Annotated in this window: 16 protein-coding genes; 10 read left to right on the top strand and 6 right to left on the bottom strand. The window is 54.9% G+C overall.

Features of this window, described 5'->3' with window-relative positions:
* The first annotated feature begins 2 nt into the window (after window positions 1-2).
* The 10 genes from OEV49_02125 (at window position 3) to OEV49_02080 (ending at window position 9,185) form a co-directional block, all read left to right on the top strand.
* Window positions 3-1,094, top strand: a complete 1,092-nt coding sequence (locus tag OEV49_02125; GenBank protein ID MDH3889855.1) for an undecaprenyl/decaprenyl-phosphate alpha-N-acetylglucosaminyl 1-phosphate transferase — start codon at window positions 3-5, stop codon at window positions 1,092-1,094.
* Between the two features lie 11 nt (window positions 1,095-1,105).
* Window positions 1,106-2,068 (top strand): acetyl-CoA carboxylase carboxyltransferase subunit alpha, encoded by a 963-nt coding sequence (locus tag OEV49_02120; GenBank protein MDH3889854.1) that lies wholly within the window; start codon window positions 1,106-1,108, stop codon window positions 2,066-2,068.
* 10 nt (window positions 2,069-2,078) lie between these two features.
* Window positions 2,079-2,249 carry a Trm112 family protein gene (locus OEV49_02115; protein MDH3889853.1) on the top strand — a complete coding sequence of 57 codons (171 nt, stop codon included), beginning with the start codon at window positions 2,079-2,081 and terminating at the stop codon, window positions 2,247-2,249.
* Between the two features lie 11 nt (window positions 2,250-2,260).
* Window positions 2,261-2,713 carry a PTS sugar transporter subunit IIA gene (locus tag OEV49_02110; GenBank protein MDH3889852.1) on the top strand — a complete coding sequence of 151 codons (453 nt, stop codon included), beginning with the start codon at window positions 2,261-2,263 and terminating at the stop codon, window positions 2,711-2,713.
* Between the two features lie 29 nt (window positions 2,714-2,742).
* A complete protein-coding gene (mreC, locus tag OEV49_02105) occupies window positions 2,743-3,537 on the top strand; it encodes a rod shape-determining protein MreC (GenBank protein MDH3889851.1) in 795 nt (264 codons plus the stop codon).
* On the top strand, window positions 3,534-4,022 hold the full coding sequence (locus tag OEV49_02100; protein ID MDH3889850.1) for a hypothetical protein: 489 nt from the start codon (window positions 3,534-3,536) through the stop codon (window positions 4,020-4,022). The genes mreC and OEV49_02100 overlap by 4 nt, the downstream gene beginning before the upstream one ends.
* A gap of 7 nt (window positions 4,023-4,029) precedes the next feature.
* Entirely contained in the window at window positions 4,030-5,844 is a 1,815-nt protein-coding gene (gene mrdA, locus OEV49_02095) for a penicillin-binding protein 2 (GenBank protein MDH3889849.1), read from the top strand.
* The gene (gene rodA, locus OEV49_02090) at window positions 5,844-7,061 is read left to right on the top strand and encodes a rod shape-determining protein RodA (GenBank protein ID MDH3889848.1); all 1,218 of its coding nucleotides are present in this window, start codon (window positions 5,844-5,846) and stop codon (window positions 7,059-7,061) included. The genes mrdA and rodA overlap by 1 nt, the downstream gene beginning before the upstream one ends.
* A 180-nt stretch (window positions 7,062-7,241) precedes the next feature.
* Window positions 7,242-8,144 carry a DMT family transporter gene (locus OEV49_02085; protein MDH3889847.1) on the top strand — a complete coding sequence of 301 codons (903 nt, stop codon included), beginning with the start codon at window positions 7,242-7,244 and terminating at the stop codon, window positions 8,142-8,144.
* Window positions 8,145-8,264: 120 nt separating this feature from the next.
* Window positions 8,265-9,185 carry a hypothetical protein gene (locus OEV49_02080; GenBank protein ID MDH3889846.1) on the top strand — a complete coding sequence of 307 codons (921 nt, stop codon included), beginning with the start codon at window positions 8,265-8,267 and terminating at the stop codon, window positions 9,183-9,185.
* Window positions 9,186-9,398: 213 nt separating this feature from the next.
* Here the strand turns inward: OEV49_02080 and rocD are convergent, their stop codons facing one another.
* From rocD to OEV49_02050, 6 genes are all read right to left on the bottom strand, one after another.
* Entirely contained in the window at window positions 9,399-10,682 is a 1,284-nt protein-coding gene (gene rocD / locus OEV49_02075; protein ID MDH3889845.1) for an ornithine--oxo-acid transaminase, read from the bottom strand.
* A gap of 366 nt (window positions 10,683-11,048) precedes the next feature.
* Window positions 11,049-12,911: a PKD domain-containing protein gene (locus tag OEV49_02070; protein ID MDH3889844.1), complete on the bottom strand. Its 1,863-nt coding sequence runs from the start codon at window positions 12,909-12,911 to the stop codon at window positions 11,049-11,051.
* Between the two features lie 171 nt (window positions 12,912-13,082).
* Window positions 13,083-13,835 carry a hypothetical protein gene (locus OEV49_02065; GenBank protein ID MDH3889843.1) on the bottom strand — a complete coding sequence of 251 codons (753 nt, stop codon included), beginning with the start codon at window positions 13,833-13,835 and terminating at the stop codon, window positions 13,083-13,085.
* 430 nt (window positions 13,836-14,265) lie between these two features.
* Window positions 14,266-15,033 carry a slipin family protein gene (locus OEV49_02060; protein ID MDH3889842.1) on the bottom strand — a complete coding sequence of 256 codons (768 nt, stop codon included), beginning with the start codon at window positions 15,031-15,033 and terminating at the stop codon, window positions 14,266-14,268.
* A 16-nt stretch (window positions 15,034-15,049) separates the two neighbouring features.
* On the bottom strand, window positions 15,050-16,414 hold the full coding sequence (locus OEV49_02055) for a nodulation protein NfeD (protein ID MDH3889841.1): 1,365 nt from the start codon (window positions 16,412-16,414) through the stop codon (window positions 15,050-15,052).
* 332 nt (window positions 16,415-16,746) lie between these two features.
* Window positions 16,747-17,760: a hypothetical protein gene (locus OEV49_02050; protein MDH3889840.1), complete on the bottom strand. Its 1,014-nt coding sequence runs from the start codon at window positions 17,758-17,760 to the stop codon at window positions 16,747-16,749.
* Window positions 17,761-17,776 lie beyond the last annotated feature (16 nt).

The raw sequence follows: 17,776 nt of genomic DNA, 5'->3' as shown, positions 1-17,776 counted from the left end.
CCATGCCGTTTGACTTGATTTTGGTGGTAGGAGTTACGTCGCTGGCCATCACGGCCATTAGTTTACCGGTGTTGATTCGATTGGGTCATCGCCATGAACTGCTGGATCGACCGGGAAAACACAAACGCCACAAGCGGCCGGTGCCGTATCTCGGCGGCGTGGCTTTGTTCTTTGCCGTTTGGTTGGCTTTGCTGGTGTGCGGGCTGGTTTTTCCAGAATGGTCCCCCGGCGCCTCCTCGTCGCTTTTCTACGTCTTTTTGGGCGCCATGGTCATAACCTTGGTGGGTTTGGCTGATGACCTTTCGCCTCTTTCGGCACATGTCAAACTGGCCGCGCAGATTTTGGTCGGGCTCATGCTTTACGCGGCCGGGATCAGTGTGGAGTTTCTTACCACCCCGTATGGTTCCGTCGATGTTGGCGCGGCCTCACTTTTGATAACCGTTCTCTGGGTGGTGGTCATGACCAATGCGCTGAACCTGATCGACGGTCTCGACGGCCTGGCCGGTGGTGTAGCCCTGATCGCTGCGATCACCCTTCTGGTCATCGGTCGGCTGCTCGACTCAGGCTGGGGGGTGTTGTTTATGCCAGGTCTGATCGGCTTTCTGGCCGGGTTTCTCGTTTACAATCGTTATCCTGCCCGGGTTTTCCTGGGAGACTCAGGCTCCATGCAGTTGGGCTACTACTTTGCCGTTTTTAGTTTGTTGGCGCCTTTGAAGTCGTTCACGGCGTCGGCTTTGTATCTTCCCCTATTGGCTTTGGGTGTACCGATCCTGGAAACAGCGGCTTCGTTTTTACGCCGGATGCTGAGCGGTCGAAACGTCATGCAGGCTGACCGCCGCCACCTTTTTCACTACCTGTCCCTGGCCGGACTTTCGCCCCGAAAAGTGGTGTTGGTCTTCTATGGGCTGGGCGTTGTATTCTCAGGCTTTGCCCTTGGTATGTTCTTGTGGAACCGGGTGATTGTCCTGGCCGTTTTGGCCGTTTTTATGGTTGTTATTCTGGTGTCATTCTTTATTTTAGTGACCGGTTTGGTCGCTCGTCGACGTCGCAATCGACGCTCGGCCAATGGAACCGTCGAAAACGACAGAACATAGAACGGCAGAGCATGGTCGACAGACCCTATTTGGAATTTGAACGCCCCCTGGTCGAGTTGGAAAAGAAGATCTCCGACATGCGCGATTTCTCTGTTGGGGAGAGTATCGAGCTTGACGGCGAGATTGTCGGTCTGGAGAAAAAACTGGCCCGCTTGCGCGAGGACATCTACACTCGTCTTACGCGGTGGCAAAGGGTGCAGTTGTCGCGTCATCCCAAACGTCCCTATACACTCGACTACATCGAGATGATGACCACCGACTTCGTGGAACTCCACGGCGATCGTGGATATGCCGATGATCGCGCCATGATCGGCGGATTCGCTCAGCTTGACGATATGCCGGTGATGATCGTGGGTCAACAGAAGGGTCGTGACACCAAACAGAAGTTGATGCGCAACTTCGGCATGGCCCATCCAGAAGGCTACCGCAAGGCGCTTCGTTTATTCCGGCTGGCCGAGAAGTTCGACGTCCCGATCATCGTGCTGATCGACACGCCCGGTGCTTTTCCCGGGATTGGCGCTGAGGAGCGCGGTCAGGCGGAGGCTATCGCCCATAACATCAAGGAGATGTCCCGCCTCAAAGTACCGATTGTTATTGTCATAATCGGCGAAGGTGCATCCGGTGGGGCGCTCGGTGTGGGCGTCGGCGACACTGTCTTGATGCTTGAGTACGCTTGGTATTCGGTGATATCGCCCGAGGGCTGTGCCGCCATTCTCTGGCGCGATGCCGCCAAGGCCTCGGAGGCGGCCGAGGCGCTGAAAGTAACTTCCGATGATGTAATGCGACTGCAAGTGATTGACCGGGTAGTGGCCGAGCCAACGGGAGGAGCCCATCGTGATCCCGCAGCTACCGCCCAAACGTTAAAGAAGGAGATCCTGACCGCCCTGGCGGAACTTAGAGCCAAATCTGTATCTGAGCTATTGGATGATCGGCTGGCCAAGTACCGCAAGATGGGTGAGTTTGAGGAACGTTGAGGAATCCGATATGGCTTTGTCAAACCAATTGCTGGAAAAACTGGCTTGTCCCAAATGCAAGGGCAAACTGAATTATCTCGAAGTGGAAAACCAATTGCTCTGTGAGAGCTGCAGGTTGTCATACCGTATCACCGACGACATACCGGTGCTGCTGATTGATGAAGCCGAGAAATATGAATAAGGGTGTGATCTATGAAACTATCTAAATTCTGCGATGAAACCCTGGTCAATTTCGGGCTCAAGACCACCGAAAAGGACGGAGTGATTGAGGAGTTGGTCGAACTCGTGAGTCATTCCAATATGGTCAAAGACTCAGACCAACTTCTTAAGGACATCAAAGAACGTGAGAACCTGGTGACAACAGGTGTTGGATACGGTGTTGCCTTCCCGCATGCCAAGACAAGGTCGGTGAAGGGGATCGTAATCGCTTTCGGGCGCTGTGACGATGGTGTCGACTTCGACGCCATGGACCACAAGCCGGTAAAGCTGTTCTTTCTGATCGCTGCGCCGGAGGATGCTATCGGCGCCCATCTGAACGTGATGGCTCGTTTGTCGTATCTGATGAAACCTGAAGAAAACCGCAAGAAACTTCTGGAGGCTGCCTCACCCGGCGACGTCCTGGCCCTTATGGATGCTGTCGACTGACCAGGGATTGAATCTGACAGGCGTCTGCGATGCTAAACAGGAGATCCGGTCTTTCCTATAAGAGTTGGCGTGCCGTTAATCTCGGTGTTATCCTGTCCCTGGTAATCATCCTGGTTGTCGGCTTGCCCGGTTTTAATAAACTCATCTGTCAGGCCGTTCTGGACGCCACTCACCTTCCCTTTCAAAAAGTAAGCTCGACCGTTCTGGATTTGGACGGTGTGAACGAACAAAACCGCCTGCTTCGGGATTCATTGGCCTCGGCTCGCCTGCAGGTAGGCGCGCTTTCAGAGGCCGGTCGCGAAAACGTTCGACTGCGTTCGGTCCTGGGCTTCGAACCGCCACCCGGCTATCGGCTCCTGCCGGCTCGCGTTGTGTCCGTTACCGGTGGCCAGCTACCTATCTCGGCAGCCATTAACAAGGGGTACATCGATTCCGTACTGATCAATCAACCGGTCATCAATCAGGTCGGGCTGGTCGGACGGGTGCAGCAAGTTATGCCGGGTTATGCCAAAATACAGTGTCTGACCGATCCGCTCAACCGCGTGGCCGGTCGCGTCGCAACCAGCCGGGAAATGGGAATTGTGCGCTATCTGCCCACAGAGGGCATGGTCCTTTCGAATTTTCCAAACCAGGGCGCCATTGCCGTCGGTGACACCATATTGTCTTCCGGTTTCGGTGGTATCTATCCGCCCGGGTTGAAGGTGGGTGTGGTGACATCGGTTGAGCGACCGCAAAACATGCCGTACTCGATGGTCACGCTTGAGCCGGTGGTCAATTTCCGCACCATTGAGGAGCTCTTTATTCTCTTACCGGAGAACCCATGACACGCGCTCTGCCGTTTGTGCTATACCTGTTTTTGATGGGCCTGCACGTTGTGGTGCTCTCGGGTGTCACCGCCATCTACACGGCCCAGATCAATCTGGCCGCTTTGCTGGTTCTCGCGGTGGCTGTCTACAAATCTGAGTTGGTGGCGACCTGGTTCGGTTTTGCCGTGGGACTGGTTCTGGCGTCCGGCTCACCCGATCTTGTCGGCTGGCACGTACTGTGGCTGGCCGGACTGGGCCTGGCGGCCTATCATGCGCGGGAAAGACTAAACCTGGATTCACTGTACGCCAGACTACTATTGATTGTGGGCGGCGTCTTCCTGCATAACATTCTGATCCTGCTAACGAACGGCGGCGTAGACTTCTGGTACCAGTTGACTGCCATCGCCTTACCCGGAGCCGTCTACACGGCGCTTCCGGCCTGGTTGTTTTTCCTGATCAAGGAAGGCCGCATCACAATAACGAAAATCAAGGCGCTATTCTGAGTGTTTCATGCAACGCTCCACCCTAAGCATTCAGTATCGTGAAAAGGCCGGCCTGTTGATCGCGCTGATCGTTCTGCTGATTACGATTGGCGGTTTGGTCAAACTGCAGATCGCCGAACACGCCGAACTGGCTGAACAGTCTCTCAACAATCGGATCAGAGTCCAGCCGCTGGTGGCCGGTCGAGGAACGGTGTACGATCGTGAGCATCGCATTATCATAGACAATCGACCATCGTTCACGGTATCAATAGTAGCCTCCGAATCAGTCCGCGATACAACCGTGCTCAATCTGGCCGACCTTATCGGTCTGGACACGGCCGAAGTACTCAAGCGGTTGCGTCGAAACATGGTCAGTCGCTACCAGCCGGCCCCGATAATGCGCGACGTGCCCTTTGAGATGATAGCCGTGATTGAGGAACAGGGGAGTCGTTTCCCCGGTGTCAGTATTCAGATGGAAGAGGTCAGGCGCTACACGACCGGGCTTGGGTCTGTCTGTTTCACCGGCTACGTGGGTGAAGTTTCCGAGGCGGAGCGGCATCGGGTCGACGATGTCGACTATCGGCTCGGTAGTATCATCGGCAAAAAAGGTATCGAGAAAAGGTATGACGACCTATTGCGCGGGCGTGAGGGAACGGCCTACATCGAAGTCACCGCCTCCGGCCAGAGTCGTGGCCCTTACGAAGGGAAAGCACCCGTCCCGGCGCTGGCCGGCGCCGACCTGGTGTTGACCATTGACAATGATGTCCAGAGGGAATGTGTCAACGTGCTCGATACTTTCTGCTGTGGCGCTATCGTGGCCATGGATCCGCGCAGTGGAGACGTGCTGGCCATGACTTCTTATCCCGGTTTCGATGCCAACATATTCTCGACCGTCATCCCGGAGAGCTTGTGGCAGAGTATTATGGCCGACAGCACCCATCCGCTGCTCAACCGGCCTATCACCGGCCTTTATCCGCCCGGTTCCACCACCAAACTGGTGACCATCGGGGCCGGTCTGGAGGAGGGCTTGATAAGCGAAAACTCTACCCTTAAACCGTGCTATGGTGGCTGGCAATTCGGCAATCGTTACTTCCGCTGTTGGGCGCCGGCCGGTCATGGCACGACCAATGCCGCCCAAGCTCTCGAACAGTCTTGCGATGTTTACTTGTACCAATTGGGAGTGAAGCTCGGCGTGGACAGGTTGAGCCACTTCTTCGATTTGTGTGGATTCGGTTATGTAACCGGTCTCGGATTGCCGGGCGAAGAGGACGGTCTCAATCCAAACAGTGAGTATTACGACCGACGGTACGGAAAGAACAAATGGAGCCGTGGACTGGTTTTGAACAACTCCATAGGACAAGGTGAGATCCTGGTCACACCGCTGCAACTGACTCAGTTTTTCTGCGGTCTGGCCAATGACGGCGTTGTATACCGCCCCCGTCTGATTCTTAAAGAACTCCATCCCGACGGACGAGAGTCCCGCCCACCGGCCAAAGTGGCCAGGCGGCTGCCGTTCACAGCTTCAACCTCGAAGATCCTTTTGGAAGGGTTGCGCCTGGTTGTGCATGGAGAACACGGTACCGCCCGCGGTTTGAAGAACGATCTTTACAGTTTGGGTGGAAAGACCGGCACGGCCGAGAACCCACACGGTGAGAACCACTCGTGGTTTGTCGGCGTGGCGCCGCTTGAAGCCCCCGAGATCGTTGTCTGCGCCATTATCGAAAACGCCGGCCATGGTTCGGATGTCGCGGCGCCGTCGGTGAAGAAAGTAATCGACGTTTACATGCAGAAAAAACTCACCCGGCTGGTCGATTCGAGTCCTGAAGCGGCGGAGGGTGATTGATGCTGAACTATCGCGATCTTGACTGGCGGGTGATCGGCGCCGCCTTGTTATTGTCACTTATCGGTGTGCTTTTGATCATGTCGGCCCAGCATCATGCCGAGTCTGTTTACCGCCAGAATTTCTACCTGCGCCAATTGCTATGGCTGGTGCTGGCCTTGGTTGGGTTCATGGTAGTAGTACACCTGCCGCTTAGGCTCTTTGATGTCAGTGCTTACTTGTTCTATGGAATAACTCTGGGTTTGTTGGTTCTGGTTTTGGTGATCGGCAGTTCGCGGATGGGTGCAACGCGATGGTTCTCATTCGGCCCCATAAACCTGGCGCCGTCCGATGTAGCCAAGCTGGCCGTAGTGTTGGCGCTGTCACGGTTTTTCGCATACACCAAGTTACCGCCCGAGTCCAAACGGAGGTTGGCCCTTTCGGCCATCCTGACTCTGCTGCCGGTGATGTTGATACTAAAACAGCCGGACCTGGGCACTTCGCTGGTGTTTTGGATCATCCTTTTCGTGTTGTGGTTTTGGTCCGGACTCTCGCCGGTCTATTTGGTGTTGATCCTGTCTCCACTGGCATCTCTGGTGGCCGCCTCGCACTGGCTGGCCTGGGCGTTGTATTTTGTCGTGCTGTTGGTTTTTCTGTTTTTGACGCGACCCGGGTTGCTCTTCAGTGTCATGGCGGTGGTGGCCAATCTTGCCTTTGGGATAATTACGCCATTTATCTGGAATCGTATGGCCGACTACCAAAAGTTGCGCATCCTGACTTTTCTTGATCCCGGTCGTGATCCTCGTGGCGCCGGGTATCAGATTATCCAGTCCAAAATCGCCATTGGGTCCGGCGGTATCTGGGGCAAGGGGTTGTTGTCCGGCTCACAGACGCGGCTTGATTTTCTGCCCGAACGTCACACCGATTTTGTCTTCAGTGTCCTCGGGGAGGAGTTCGGTCTGTGGGGCGCTCTGATTGTGATCATCTTGTTCGGCATAATCTTCTATCGTGCTGTCCGAATTGCCGCCCGATGTCGTTCACGGTTTGCCGCCGGCGTTACCATGGGTGCGGCCGCTGTTTTGTTGTTTCAGTTCTTTGTCAATGTCGGAATGACGCTTGGCTTCATGCCCGTCACCGGACTGGCCCTGCCGTTTCTTAGTTATGGCGGCACATCGCTGATGTTGACCTGGACGTTGATCGGATTGATCGTATCGGCGGACTACCGTTGGCAGGAATACTAACAAGGTGTCAGAAGAGTATCCCGAGGAGGTTGCGGTGGGTCTTGCTGTCCGCCCCAAGCAAGGCTTGAGGCGGCCACCCGATGTGCCAGTTAGTAGGTCGGAACCCTCTTAGTGGTTCCGACATTGGCGTGTGGCAGAACCAGAAACTGTTCTGCCCTACGGCACCAAGACTGAGGAACCATGGCTGAATCATTCTTCCGTAAAGTTGGAACGCCGCCGATTCTGGTATTGGCCTTTGGAGCCATTTGTATCAGCTTCGCTCCGGTCTTCCCCAAGATGCTCGGCAGTAGTATGGGACCTACCGCGACCGGATTCTGGCGGGCCTTTATCGGTGCCGGTTTCCTGTTTGCCTGGGCGGTAGCGTCACGGCAGCGGCTGATAATGCCACGGGTGATTTTTGGCTGGTCGCTACTGGCCGGGTTCATTTTCTTTCTCGACCTGTTCTTGTGGCATCGTTCGATCATGTATTCTGGCGCCGGAATGGCCACTATTCTGGCCAATATTCAAGTATTCGTGACAGCCGTTCTGAGCTACTTTGTTTTCAAAGAACGGTTGTCGATCAAATTCTTCGCCGCAGCGATAGGCGCGATCATTGGCATCGTGTTGTTGATCGGAGTCGGTAGTGACTTTGAGTTCACTCGGCTGTACCTTACCGGAGTGCTCCTGGGTCTTTTGACCGGGTTCATGTTTGCCTCTTACATTATTGTCATGAAACTGGCCGGGCAGTTCGGTCCGCGTCCTGATTCTCGCGTCTTGATGGCCTGGACATCGTTGTTCACGGCTTTCTTTTTGGTCGTGGCTTCAGGCTGGGAAGAGGCTCCGTTCATGCCGCCGGACCTCTATGCGCTCGGTATCCTGATTGCCCTGGGGTTGGTGGCGCAGACGGTTGGATGGTGGTCGATTACCGTTTCGTTGCCCAAACTCGATGCCTCCAGGAGCGGGTTGGTTTTACTTTTGCAGCCGATCCTGGCCACCGTGTGGGGATGGTTGATCTTTGCTGAGAGTCTGACTTTCATTCAAATGCTTGGCGCTGCTATAACTTTGACTGCGATCTACTTCGGCAGCCTGCGCCGTCGAATCTGACACACTGGTTCGACTCGCATGCGTTGTATTGGTGCTATTTGATTGCATCTTCGGCTTCAGGGGTTATATTAAAGACAAGCGCAGACATTTTGTTCGCATCTAAACCTGGAGGTAATCATTGTGTCAAAGGGATTAGTTCTTGTTGTCATGATCCTGATCGTCTGTCTGGCCGGTTCAGCCTTTGCCGAACCGGATAGTCTGTGGCTTGGTCAACTGCAGGCGTACTACGTAGGGAACACCGTCTTCAAAGTGCCGCTCTATTACTCCAACGACACCCCATTTAATTCGCTCGGCTTTCCCTTTATGTTCGTCTCGACCGGAGGTCCTATCATACCGGACTCGGTCACACTGGCCGGGCGTACTTATGGTATGGACATCTTTCAACTCTTTCATGATTTCACCAGCAGCGATTACGGTGGCAATCCGGACTCTACCTGTGTCGGTTTGATTTCACTCAGCGGTGAAATCCCGGCCGGTGAGGGCGTGATTGCCGACTTCTGGTTTTCCGGAGGACAGGTGGGCGATCTGATCTCGTTTGTACCAATCGAGTTTTATCCACCGGGCTGTGCCATTGGTCCCGACGGTCCGGAGGGACCACCTGTACACGTTGCAACCGCTGTTTCGATAGTGGTCGGCGGCACCGAGATCGTATGTCCGAGCGCTATTGCGGGTCAGGCGACACATCCGATTTCGTTTGTCGCCAACGTGCTGGGTACGGCCTCACCGTTTGATCTGGAGATTCTGTCTTTCGATGGACCGGCCCATGATAACGATCCGATACTCTCCGGGAGTGATCCCTGGACCTTCACCTGGGTGCCGGGGTTCAATGATCTTGGCGAATTCAGTGTGGTCTTGCGCGCTACTGACGCTGACGGTGGGACAGTCGATAAGAGTGTCATCATCAACGTGACGGAGTTGCAAGTAGATCCGTGCGACGTAGCTCGAGGCGACTTAAACTGCGATGGCATCGTGGACATTGCCGACTTGATCTTCATGGTCGACTGGATGTTCTTCACCGGTCCTGCGCCTTTTTGTAAGTGAGTTGGTCAACAACTCTCCTCGCAGGTCAGGACCTCTGTGGTCCTGACGATGTGGCAGGTTCACGCCGCGGCGCGCAAGCGAAGACGGGCCCGCCCTGCTAAAGAAAAGCGACAGGCCACACTATCCGCGCTGCCGGTCTCAAGACCAGTCACACCGACAAAAAAAGGCAACCACTCTCGTGATTGCCTTTTGCATGCATATCAATTTACCAGCCTAGTCGACCAGCACTTTCTCCAGCCGCTCCACGATGTAGTCGATGTCGTTTTCATCAATGATTAACGGCGGCGAGATGCGAATGGTATGGCCATGACTATCATTGGCCAGGAGTCCCATATCCAGTAGTTTTCGGCAATATACCATGGCATCGCCGTTGTTGACCTCGATACCGATGAACAATCCCTTACCGCGTACTTCCTTGACATGGGCGGATCGTGCAGCGATATCGTCGATTTTCTTTTTGAGAATGGCTCCCATGTGTTCAGAACGACCGGTCAGGTCTTCTGAAGTAATGACATCAAGAGCGGCGTTGCCGGCTACACAGGCCAGCGGGTAACCGCCGAAAGTGGAGCCGTCGGAGCCGGGTTGGAAAGCCAAATCCATCATCTTGCTGTTGGTGACAAAAGCCGACAGCGGCACCAGTCCGCCGGAAAGAGCCTTACCCAGTATAACGCCGTCCGGGGCCACCCCTTCGTGCTCGAAGCTGAACATCTTGCCGGTTCGTCCCAGCCCGACCTGGATTTCATCGAAGATCAGGAACAGATCGTTTTTGTCGGACAACGCTCTGAGATTTTTCAGGAATCCCTCTGGCGGCAGGTACATGCCGCCCTCGCCCTGCATTGGCTCCACCAGGATACCGCAAGTGTTTTTGGTGATAGCTTTTTCGACCTCATCGATACTACCGTACTCAACCGACACAAAACCAGGCGTCAGCGGACCGAAACCTTGTTTGTATTTATCGCTGGATGAAAACGAGACCACCGAGATCATGCGTCCGTGGAAATTGTTGTGAAATACGATCAACTCCTGTTGACCATCGGGAATACCTTTGACTTTCCAGCCGTAGTAGCGGGCCATTTTGATGGCCGTTTCCACCGATTCGACACCGCCGTTTTTGCACAGACCTTTGTTGCCGTTGTCCCCGAACCGAGTCCCCAGTTGCGGCACCAGTTCGGCCAGTCTTTTCAAAAACAGGGTTCGCGTATCGGTGTAGACGACGTTGGATATAACCGATGCAAAGCCGCCCTGCAAAGCGTCGATCAAGGCCTGGGCGATTCTGGGATGGCAGTGGCCGGGGTTGGCGGCCGAATAGGCGGCCAGGCAGTCGAGGTATTTATTGCCGTTGATATCGGTCAACCAGGCACCCTCGGCCTGACGAACGACCACTTCGAGCCGGCCGTAATGGTTGGCGCCAAAGGTGCGATCATACTCAAACACCTGCTGGTCCGGAATCTGAGAGAATCCGATTGATGAACGGTTCACGGTGTTGGTATCAGTCATGTAGGCACCTCGCTATCTGGGCATTTATTTCGACCACAATTATCACAACCACCCATAATAATATATAGCGGCCCACAATTCAAGGGGGTCTCTAAAAAATAAGTGCAGATTGATCTTGTAGGGCGTCCGCCCCGGCTGATTAGCGGTTTCGCCAGTGAAGAACGGCAGGACCAGGTGCGGATAGGCGGTGGCGCATGTGCTGTCGGGCGGGGTCGTCCGACACCGCCCGCGAACTCCCTCTGTCGGCGCACGAGGACGTACACCGACCACACAAATGTGTCGGGTCACAACCCCCGCAGGAAGCGGGGTCCAAGACCCAACACAACGAATTCTGGGTATATCAGCAGGCCCAAAGGACCCGGGCGGCTAAATGGTACCGCACACCGGGGCCGGCCCGGCGTTGAACATATAATCCACCAGGTAAACCAGGTCGGCAATGTCCAACGAGCCGGACCCGTCGACATCGGCGTTGGCCATTATCGGCGGCGGCGGACCCTGGTTGAACATGTAGTCGACCATATACACCAGGTCGTCGATAAACGGCCCGAAGCCGCTTCCGTCAACATCGCCGGCCTTGCAGATCTGGAACATACCGTTTAACTCAACCGGCGCGACTTCGGCGCGACGAGCTACATATTTCGGAGTATAGCTTGAGTAACTGGTCAGCGAAATCGGTGATGAATCGTACCCCTGGTCGGAAAGACAGGTAAACCACAAGCTGAGCACGGCTCCAGAGTCGGCCAGTAGTTCATTTATGCCGTTGGTGCGAAGCCTGTATGTGGCGCGATCGTTGGATGGGCTGTAGCTGACAAGCTGCTGGTCGGGCATGAACTCTGTACGCAACCCGGTAGTGGTCGCCGAGTCGTACTGCATATCCATTTGTCCAGCCCATGTAAACGGAATCCAAAGCTCGGCCAACGGCAGACTGTTGACGGCATAAACGTCGAATCGCGTCGAGATGCCTACGGTGCTGGCCACCTCGGGAATCTTCAGCGTGTCTCCCTGGGCCCAGATCATCTCCCGGCTGATGCGGAAGTACGGCCCTTCGGGCGTCTCGATTGTAACCGAGACGTCGTAGAGACCGGGCTTGACAAAAGTGTGCGACGGATTCTGCTGATCGGCGCCGCCACCATCATTGAAGTCCCAGCTCCAGTCCAGGACGGTCTTTTCGGTAGTTGCCGTGAAATTGACATCCAATGGCGCCGGACCTTCAACGACATCCGAAGCTATTTCCACCACGGCCAGCCAGCCGTCGAGAACATCTGTGGACCAGCATTGCATCCGTCCGCCCTGCTGCTGCGAGAAATTGATGCGACACTCCCAGGGGGAGTAGCTCATGATATTATTCGGCTCGCCCGGCGACCACGGGTTGCCGCTGCATACATCGGTACCGGAAGCCGGGCTGCAACTCCAGGTGATTGGTGTCGGATAGGTATCCGAGCACAGATCGCCGGTGTAATCACGGTCGAAAGCCAGTGGCGATTCGTAGCAGTTGCCGCACTCGGTTACCTCTGCCACACCGTGATGGGTGTGCCAAAGTCCCAGGTTGTGGCCCATTTCGTGCGACATGGTGCTGTAATTGTATGGTGGCATCTGGGTCAGATTCATCATTATGCCGCCCTGAGCCGTCAGGCAGTCCGGGTCCCAGGGGAAACAGCCGTATGAAAAATAGGAGTTACCATCGTGGACGGAACCGACAAAGAAATTGCACTGCGACTCCGGATCAAGAGCGTAAAGGGCCTTGGCCTGATAGAAATCGCCGCCTCCATCCATGTCCCGAAAGCGGGAGTCGGCGATATAGCGATAGTCGTAATCGAACTGTATCCTCAACCCCAGATACTGGTCGTTCATGGCATCGACGCCCTCTTGCAGGTGAGCGACCGATATGGCCGGGTTGCTGCCGTTATCCTCGGTGAAGATATTGAAATATATCCGGACCACTTTGATCGGATCATCGACCGCCGGAATCCAGGTATCTCGCACACCGGGGTCGTCGCAAATGCCGTATTGTGGGCAGCGACCGTCACTCTTATCCACCGGATTGTTCAACTCGTACATCACCTGGGTGAAACATCCATCACCGAGCGGTCCGACATGTTCGGGCTTGCCGGCGATATCGGCTAAAGCGTCGGAGGCTGTTAACATCATTAATGGAAGAACCAGCAGTACGGTCAGACAGACCTGCACAGAAGTTTGCTTGTGGTTTTTTTTGTCCGGCGACATGAACATGAAACGGCTCCTTTCGAGACGACAATGAGTACAGTTACCAAAGCCTGAGTGAGGAGCTTCAGTAGCGGGGTCCCTATAAAGTACGCAAAAAACGTTTTTTTGCAAGGGGCAATTCAAGCCCTTGATCCAGGCATTCTGTCAGGGACCGACGGGGCATCAAGTCCAGCCTGCCTAATTCCCCTTTAACCTCTCAAAGGCATATAGAAGGCCGACCGACCAGCTGAATCCGTTTGAGCCGACACCCTCAATATCACGCCCGGCCAGCGAGCTGAATTCGGCAATCACATACGATGCCTCCCCGCGAAGAGCGAACAGCGGCGACAGATTGTAACGCAGTCCAGGACCCAGCTTAACACCCCACCCGGAGAATTTCTCATCCTCGGGTCTGTCATCGAGACTGTAAGGGACGTCTACAATGACGCCGTCTGAAACCAGTAGGAACTGAAGAAAGAACGACGTCATCAAAAAGTACTGCAAAGACGACCGTCTGACTGCATTAATGCGCCAGCTAACCCCGACTTCATGACGCCGCGCCGATAACGGTATGGACAACCAACCGGCATCGTGGGCAGCGGTACCATAATAGGCTTCAATCGAGCCGCGCAGGTCTCGCGCACCCAGAGCCACTTTCAGTCCCAGTCCGGATGAGACTTTGGGTACCATGTAGAGCCGGTAGCTGTCTTCAAAGTAGGTAGCGCCATCCATGTCACCGCCCACCGTTTGGGCCATAGAACCAATCGCAATATAGGCCCGTCCGACACTGTCGGGCTGAGCAGCAGACAGTATGGCGGGAATAACAAGTAACCCCAGCCAAAGCGCAAGTGGGATCAATCTGGTACGCCGCTGAGCGGGAGTGTTGAGAAAGTTAGAATCCTCGTCATTGCGAGCCATCCTGCGCTTCGCGGGGGAGACCGGCAATCTCATGCCTCGACTCCGCTCGGCATGACAGATGTACAACGAATTGAGATTGCCACGGTCGCCTTCGGCAACCTCGCAATGACGCCTTCGAGGGTCCATCGACATGCCCCGCCGGATGAGTCTGGACTGGGTTCAGTTGTTATGACTAGTTGCAAAGCGATCTCGCGTTATCCGTTGTACCGAGGAACCCATCTGCCGCTGCGTTCTGGGTGGGGTGCCGGTTGTTTCAGTTTGCACCCGCCACCACCTCATGCTGAGCGGAGTCGAAGCATGAACTTCCGCTCTGACGAACTCTGAGACGGCAACCCGCAGGCATTCGAGTAATCGGGTTCGCCCTGCCGGCTGTTTTTCGTCAGGACCACAAGGGTCCTGACCTACTTTTCCTGTCCCCGCAAATCATCCCACAGCCCCGCCTCGGCGGGGTGGGCCACCCGCCTTATGCGCCAGGCTTATCGCGGTCCAGATAGTTCTTGAAAGCTCCCAAGAGATCAATCGGAACCGGGAATATCAAAGTCGAGTTCTTCTCGGCCGAAACCTCGACCATCGTCTGAAGGAACCTGAGCTGCATCGCGTTGGGCACTTTACCAATAACCTCGGCGGCATCGGCCAGTTTCTGTGAGGCCTGGAATTCACCCTCGGCATGGATCACCTTGGAGCGTCGTTCACGTTCGGCCTCGGCCTGCTTGGCCATGGCCCGTTGCATCTCCAGTGGCAGGTCGACATTCTTAACCTCGACCACACTGACCTTGATACCCCACGGCTCGGTTTGCTCGTCGATAATCTGCTGCAGTTCGGCGTTGATCTTGTCTCGATTGGCCAGAAGATCATCAAGCTCCACCTGACCCAACACCGACCGCAAGGTCGTCTGCGCTATCTGGTTGGTTGCCTCGAAGAAATTAGCCACCGACACAATAGCCTTATTCGAGTCGGTTATCTGGAAATAAAGTACGGCGTTCACTTTGATCGAGACGTTGTCTTTTGTGATCACGTCCTGCGGCGGGACATCGTAGGTGATTACGCGCAGATCGACACGCACCATCTTATCGATCATCGGAATGAGAATTATCAATCCGGGACCTTTGGCGCCGATCAAGCGACCGAGCCTGAAAATCACGCCTCGTTCATATTCTTTGAGAATCTTGAATATGTTGAATATTAGCACCAGACCAGCGAACGCAATAACTCCAAGAACCGGAAGTGTCATTGGGAACCCTCCTTGGTTAACTGTTAATCTTCACAATCAGTGTTAGTTTGTCCACGGCGACTATCTCGACAGTGTCGCCGGGTTCGAGTTGTTGGTCAGTTTGACCTCTTGCTTTCCACAAGGCACCATCGACATAGACGAGACCCTGTTTGCGCACCTCAGCCGTTTTTCCGATCATTCCTTCATTGCCGGTGGTCGGTTGTCGTTTGTAGGCGCGTATCACCATCCAGGCAGCGATACCGGCAACGAGAGTAACCAGGATCGTCACTGTTATCAGGACCGACAGCGATACCTGCAAAGCCGGGTCCACCGTATCTACAAGCATCAATCCACCCAGGAAGAACGAGATCAATCCGCCAATTGTCAAAAGGCCATGGCTTATCACTTTCACCTCCGCTATGAACAGCACAATGGCTAATATTATCAGGGCAACACCTGCGTAGTTAATCGGCAGTGTTTGAAAGGCGTAAAAAGCCAGAATCAGCGAGATGGCACCAACGACGCCGGGAAAGATGGAGCCGGGGTTGTACAGTTCGAGCATGATGCCAAGGCTGCCGAGTGAGAAAAGAATGAGCGCGATGTCCGGCGAGGTGATGATCTTTAAGAACTTATGCACGAAAGTCATTTCGATTTCGCGGGTGCGAGCGTTTTTTACTTTGACCACTTTCTTGCCCAACGGGAGTTCTGCTTCCTGGCCGTCGATTTGATCCAGCAGGTCTTCGAGGTCTTCAGCCCGGAAATCGATGACATTCTTTTCCAGTGCATCGTTATCGGTGATCGACACCGACTCTCGCACGGCGTTTTCCGCCCATTCGGCGTTGCGGCCACGCTTCTCGGCAGCGGCGCGAATCTGAGCCACGGCGTCGTTGGTGATCTTTTCGTTCATCACCGAGTCGATCTCCTCGCCGGAACCGGAGACAGGATGAGCTGCGCCGATATTGGTGGAGGGCGCCATGGCCGCAAAGTGCGAGGCATAAGTGATGTAGACTCCCGCCGAACCGGCGCGAGCGCCCGATGGTGCTATATAGGTACAGACCGGCACCGGTGAATTGAGGATGTTTTTGCATATCGACCAGGTCGGCTTGGTGAAGCCGCCGGGTGTGTCCATGATGATCACCAGCAAGTCGGCGTCGTTTTCGTCTGCTTCTTCGATAGCCGCTTCGATTCGTTCATCGGTAACGGTGCCGATGGCGTCCTCGATCACGACGGTGTAAACCAGCGGTACACTGGGGGGTGGGGTGGTTGCAGTGTCCGCTTCGGCCAGAGCAGAATCGCTGCCGGTCGAATCGGTAGCCTGGGCTGTTCTTATGGAAAAGGAAATGATCGGGGCGACCAGTAAGAACAGCGCCATAATCAAAAGCACTGTATTCCTCACTTTCATACTCTCAATATGGTTATACGCTACCTGGATGTCAATTGTTTAGACGGGTCGGTAGTGATGATCCAATGTGTCGGATAGTGCCAAGCTGAAGGTAGGGCAGAACCGCTTCTGGTTCTGCCGCGTCTGTGGGCGGCAGACGCCCTCGTCTGCCCCTTTACGTTGGCGGAACCGCTAAGAGGGTTCCGCCCTACAAACTGATTGCCTCCGCGCCGGGTCTCACCCGCCTGCGGCGAGAAGGACCCAGCGCAACATCAACACCACTACCCTCCACAAAAAAAACGCGACCGGTGTTGCCACCGACCGCGTCCACACTATGCGTAGGAGTAAACTGTCTACTTCTTCGACCAGGCGGGAGCAATATCCATCCCGGGACCGGTCAGGCGTCGTTTACCGTTGCCGGTGATGTCGATAATCCATACCGAGCCGTCCTGGGTCGAAAACGTCAGCCACTTCGAGTCCGGCGAAAACGACGGTTTGATCGGGTGAATGTAGGTCCCTATCGGCGCTGCTGTTACCAGATACTTCTCTGTCAGATCAGGGGTGGCGATATACAGGCCGCCATCGTTCATCGAGTTGCTGATGTAAGCGAGCCATTTGCCGTCCGGCGAGAAAGAGGGTGCAACCAGGTTGACATTCTGTTTGGCCATGGCGGCGATGTCACCGAACGGCATCATGTACTGCCCGGCAGGAATCACGGCCAGTCCGATCGGTCTCACCTGCTCGAAGTAAACACATACGATATCACCCTTGGCGTTCATGGTCGGTTTGATCAAAAAATCCTCGCCCGGGTTGGCCCAATCCTTGCGCAAAGGTGCGAAGTCGCTGCCGTCGGGTGCGAAGGTACATATCTGATAATTGGGTCGGGTGGTGTTGGCATTGTTGGCGTTGACATCTTTGTAGAAAACTACTTTGTTGGGGGAAATCCAGTCCGGATCGCGACTGCCCAGGTCATCGGTCAGTCTGGTCCACCAAAGTTTATTGTTGGCGTAAGCGGAGTCCATCCAGGCAATAAACAGATCGTACACTTTGTGTACACCACCGGTGTTGTCCGGCGCCTGCAGATTCACTATGCCGGAGCGGGTGAACATTATTTGTTTACCGTCATGCGACCAACTGGGCCGACCGTCGGCATTGCCGACTTCGCAAATCAATTCTTGCTGGCTGCCGTCGGCATTCATAACCCAGATGTTCTTGTCACGCACAAAAGCAAGTCTGCCTGTTGGCTGACCGATAGTACCGGCCTTGTCGGCGGGAAGCGTTTCGGCGGCTAAGACCAGCGGTGTCATCGTGACCAACAGCGCGCCTGCTGCTATCAATAATCCAATTATCCACGAATAGCGTTTCAAATCTGTTCTCTCCGTT

This window comes from Candidatus Zixiibacteriota bacterium (assembly GCA_029860345.1).
Taxonomy (GTDB): domain Bacteria; phylum Zixibacteria; class MSB-5A5; order GN15; family FEB-12; genus JAJRTA01.
Note: the sequence above shows the minus strand (reverse complement) of the source record. Positions and strands in the feature narration are given on the sequence as shown.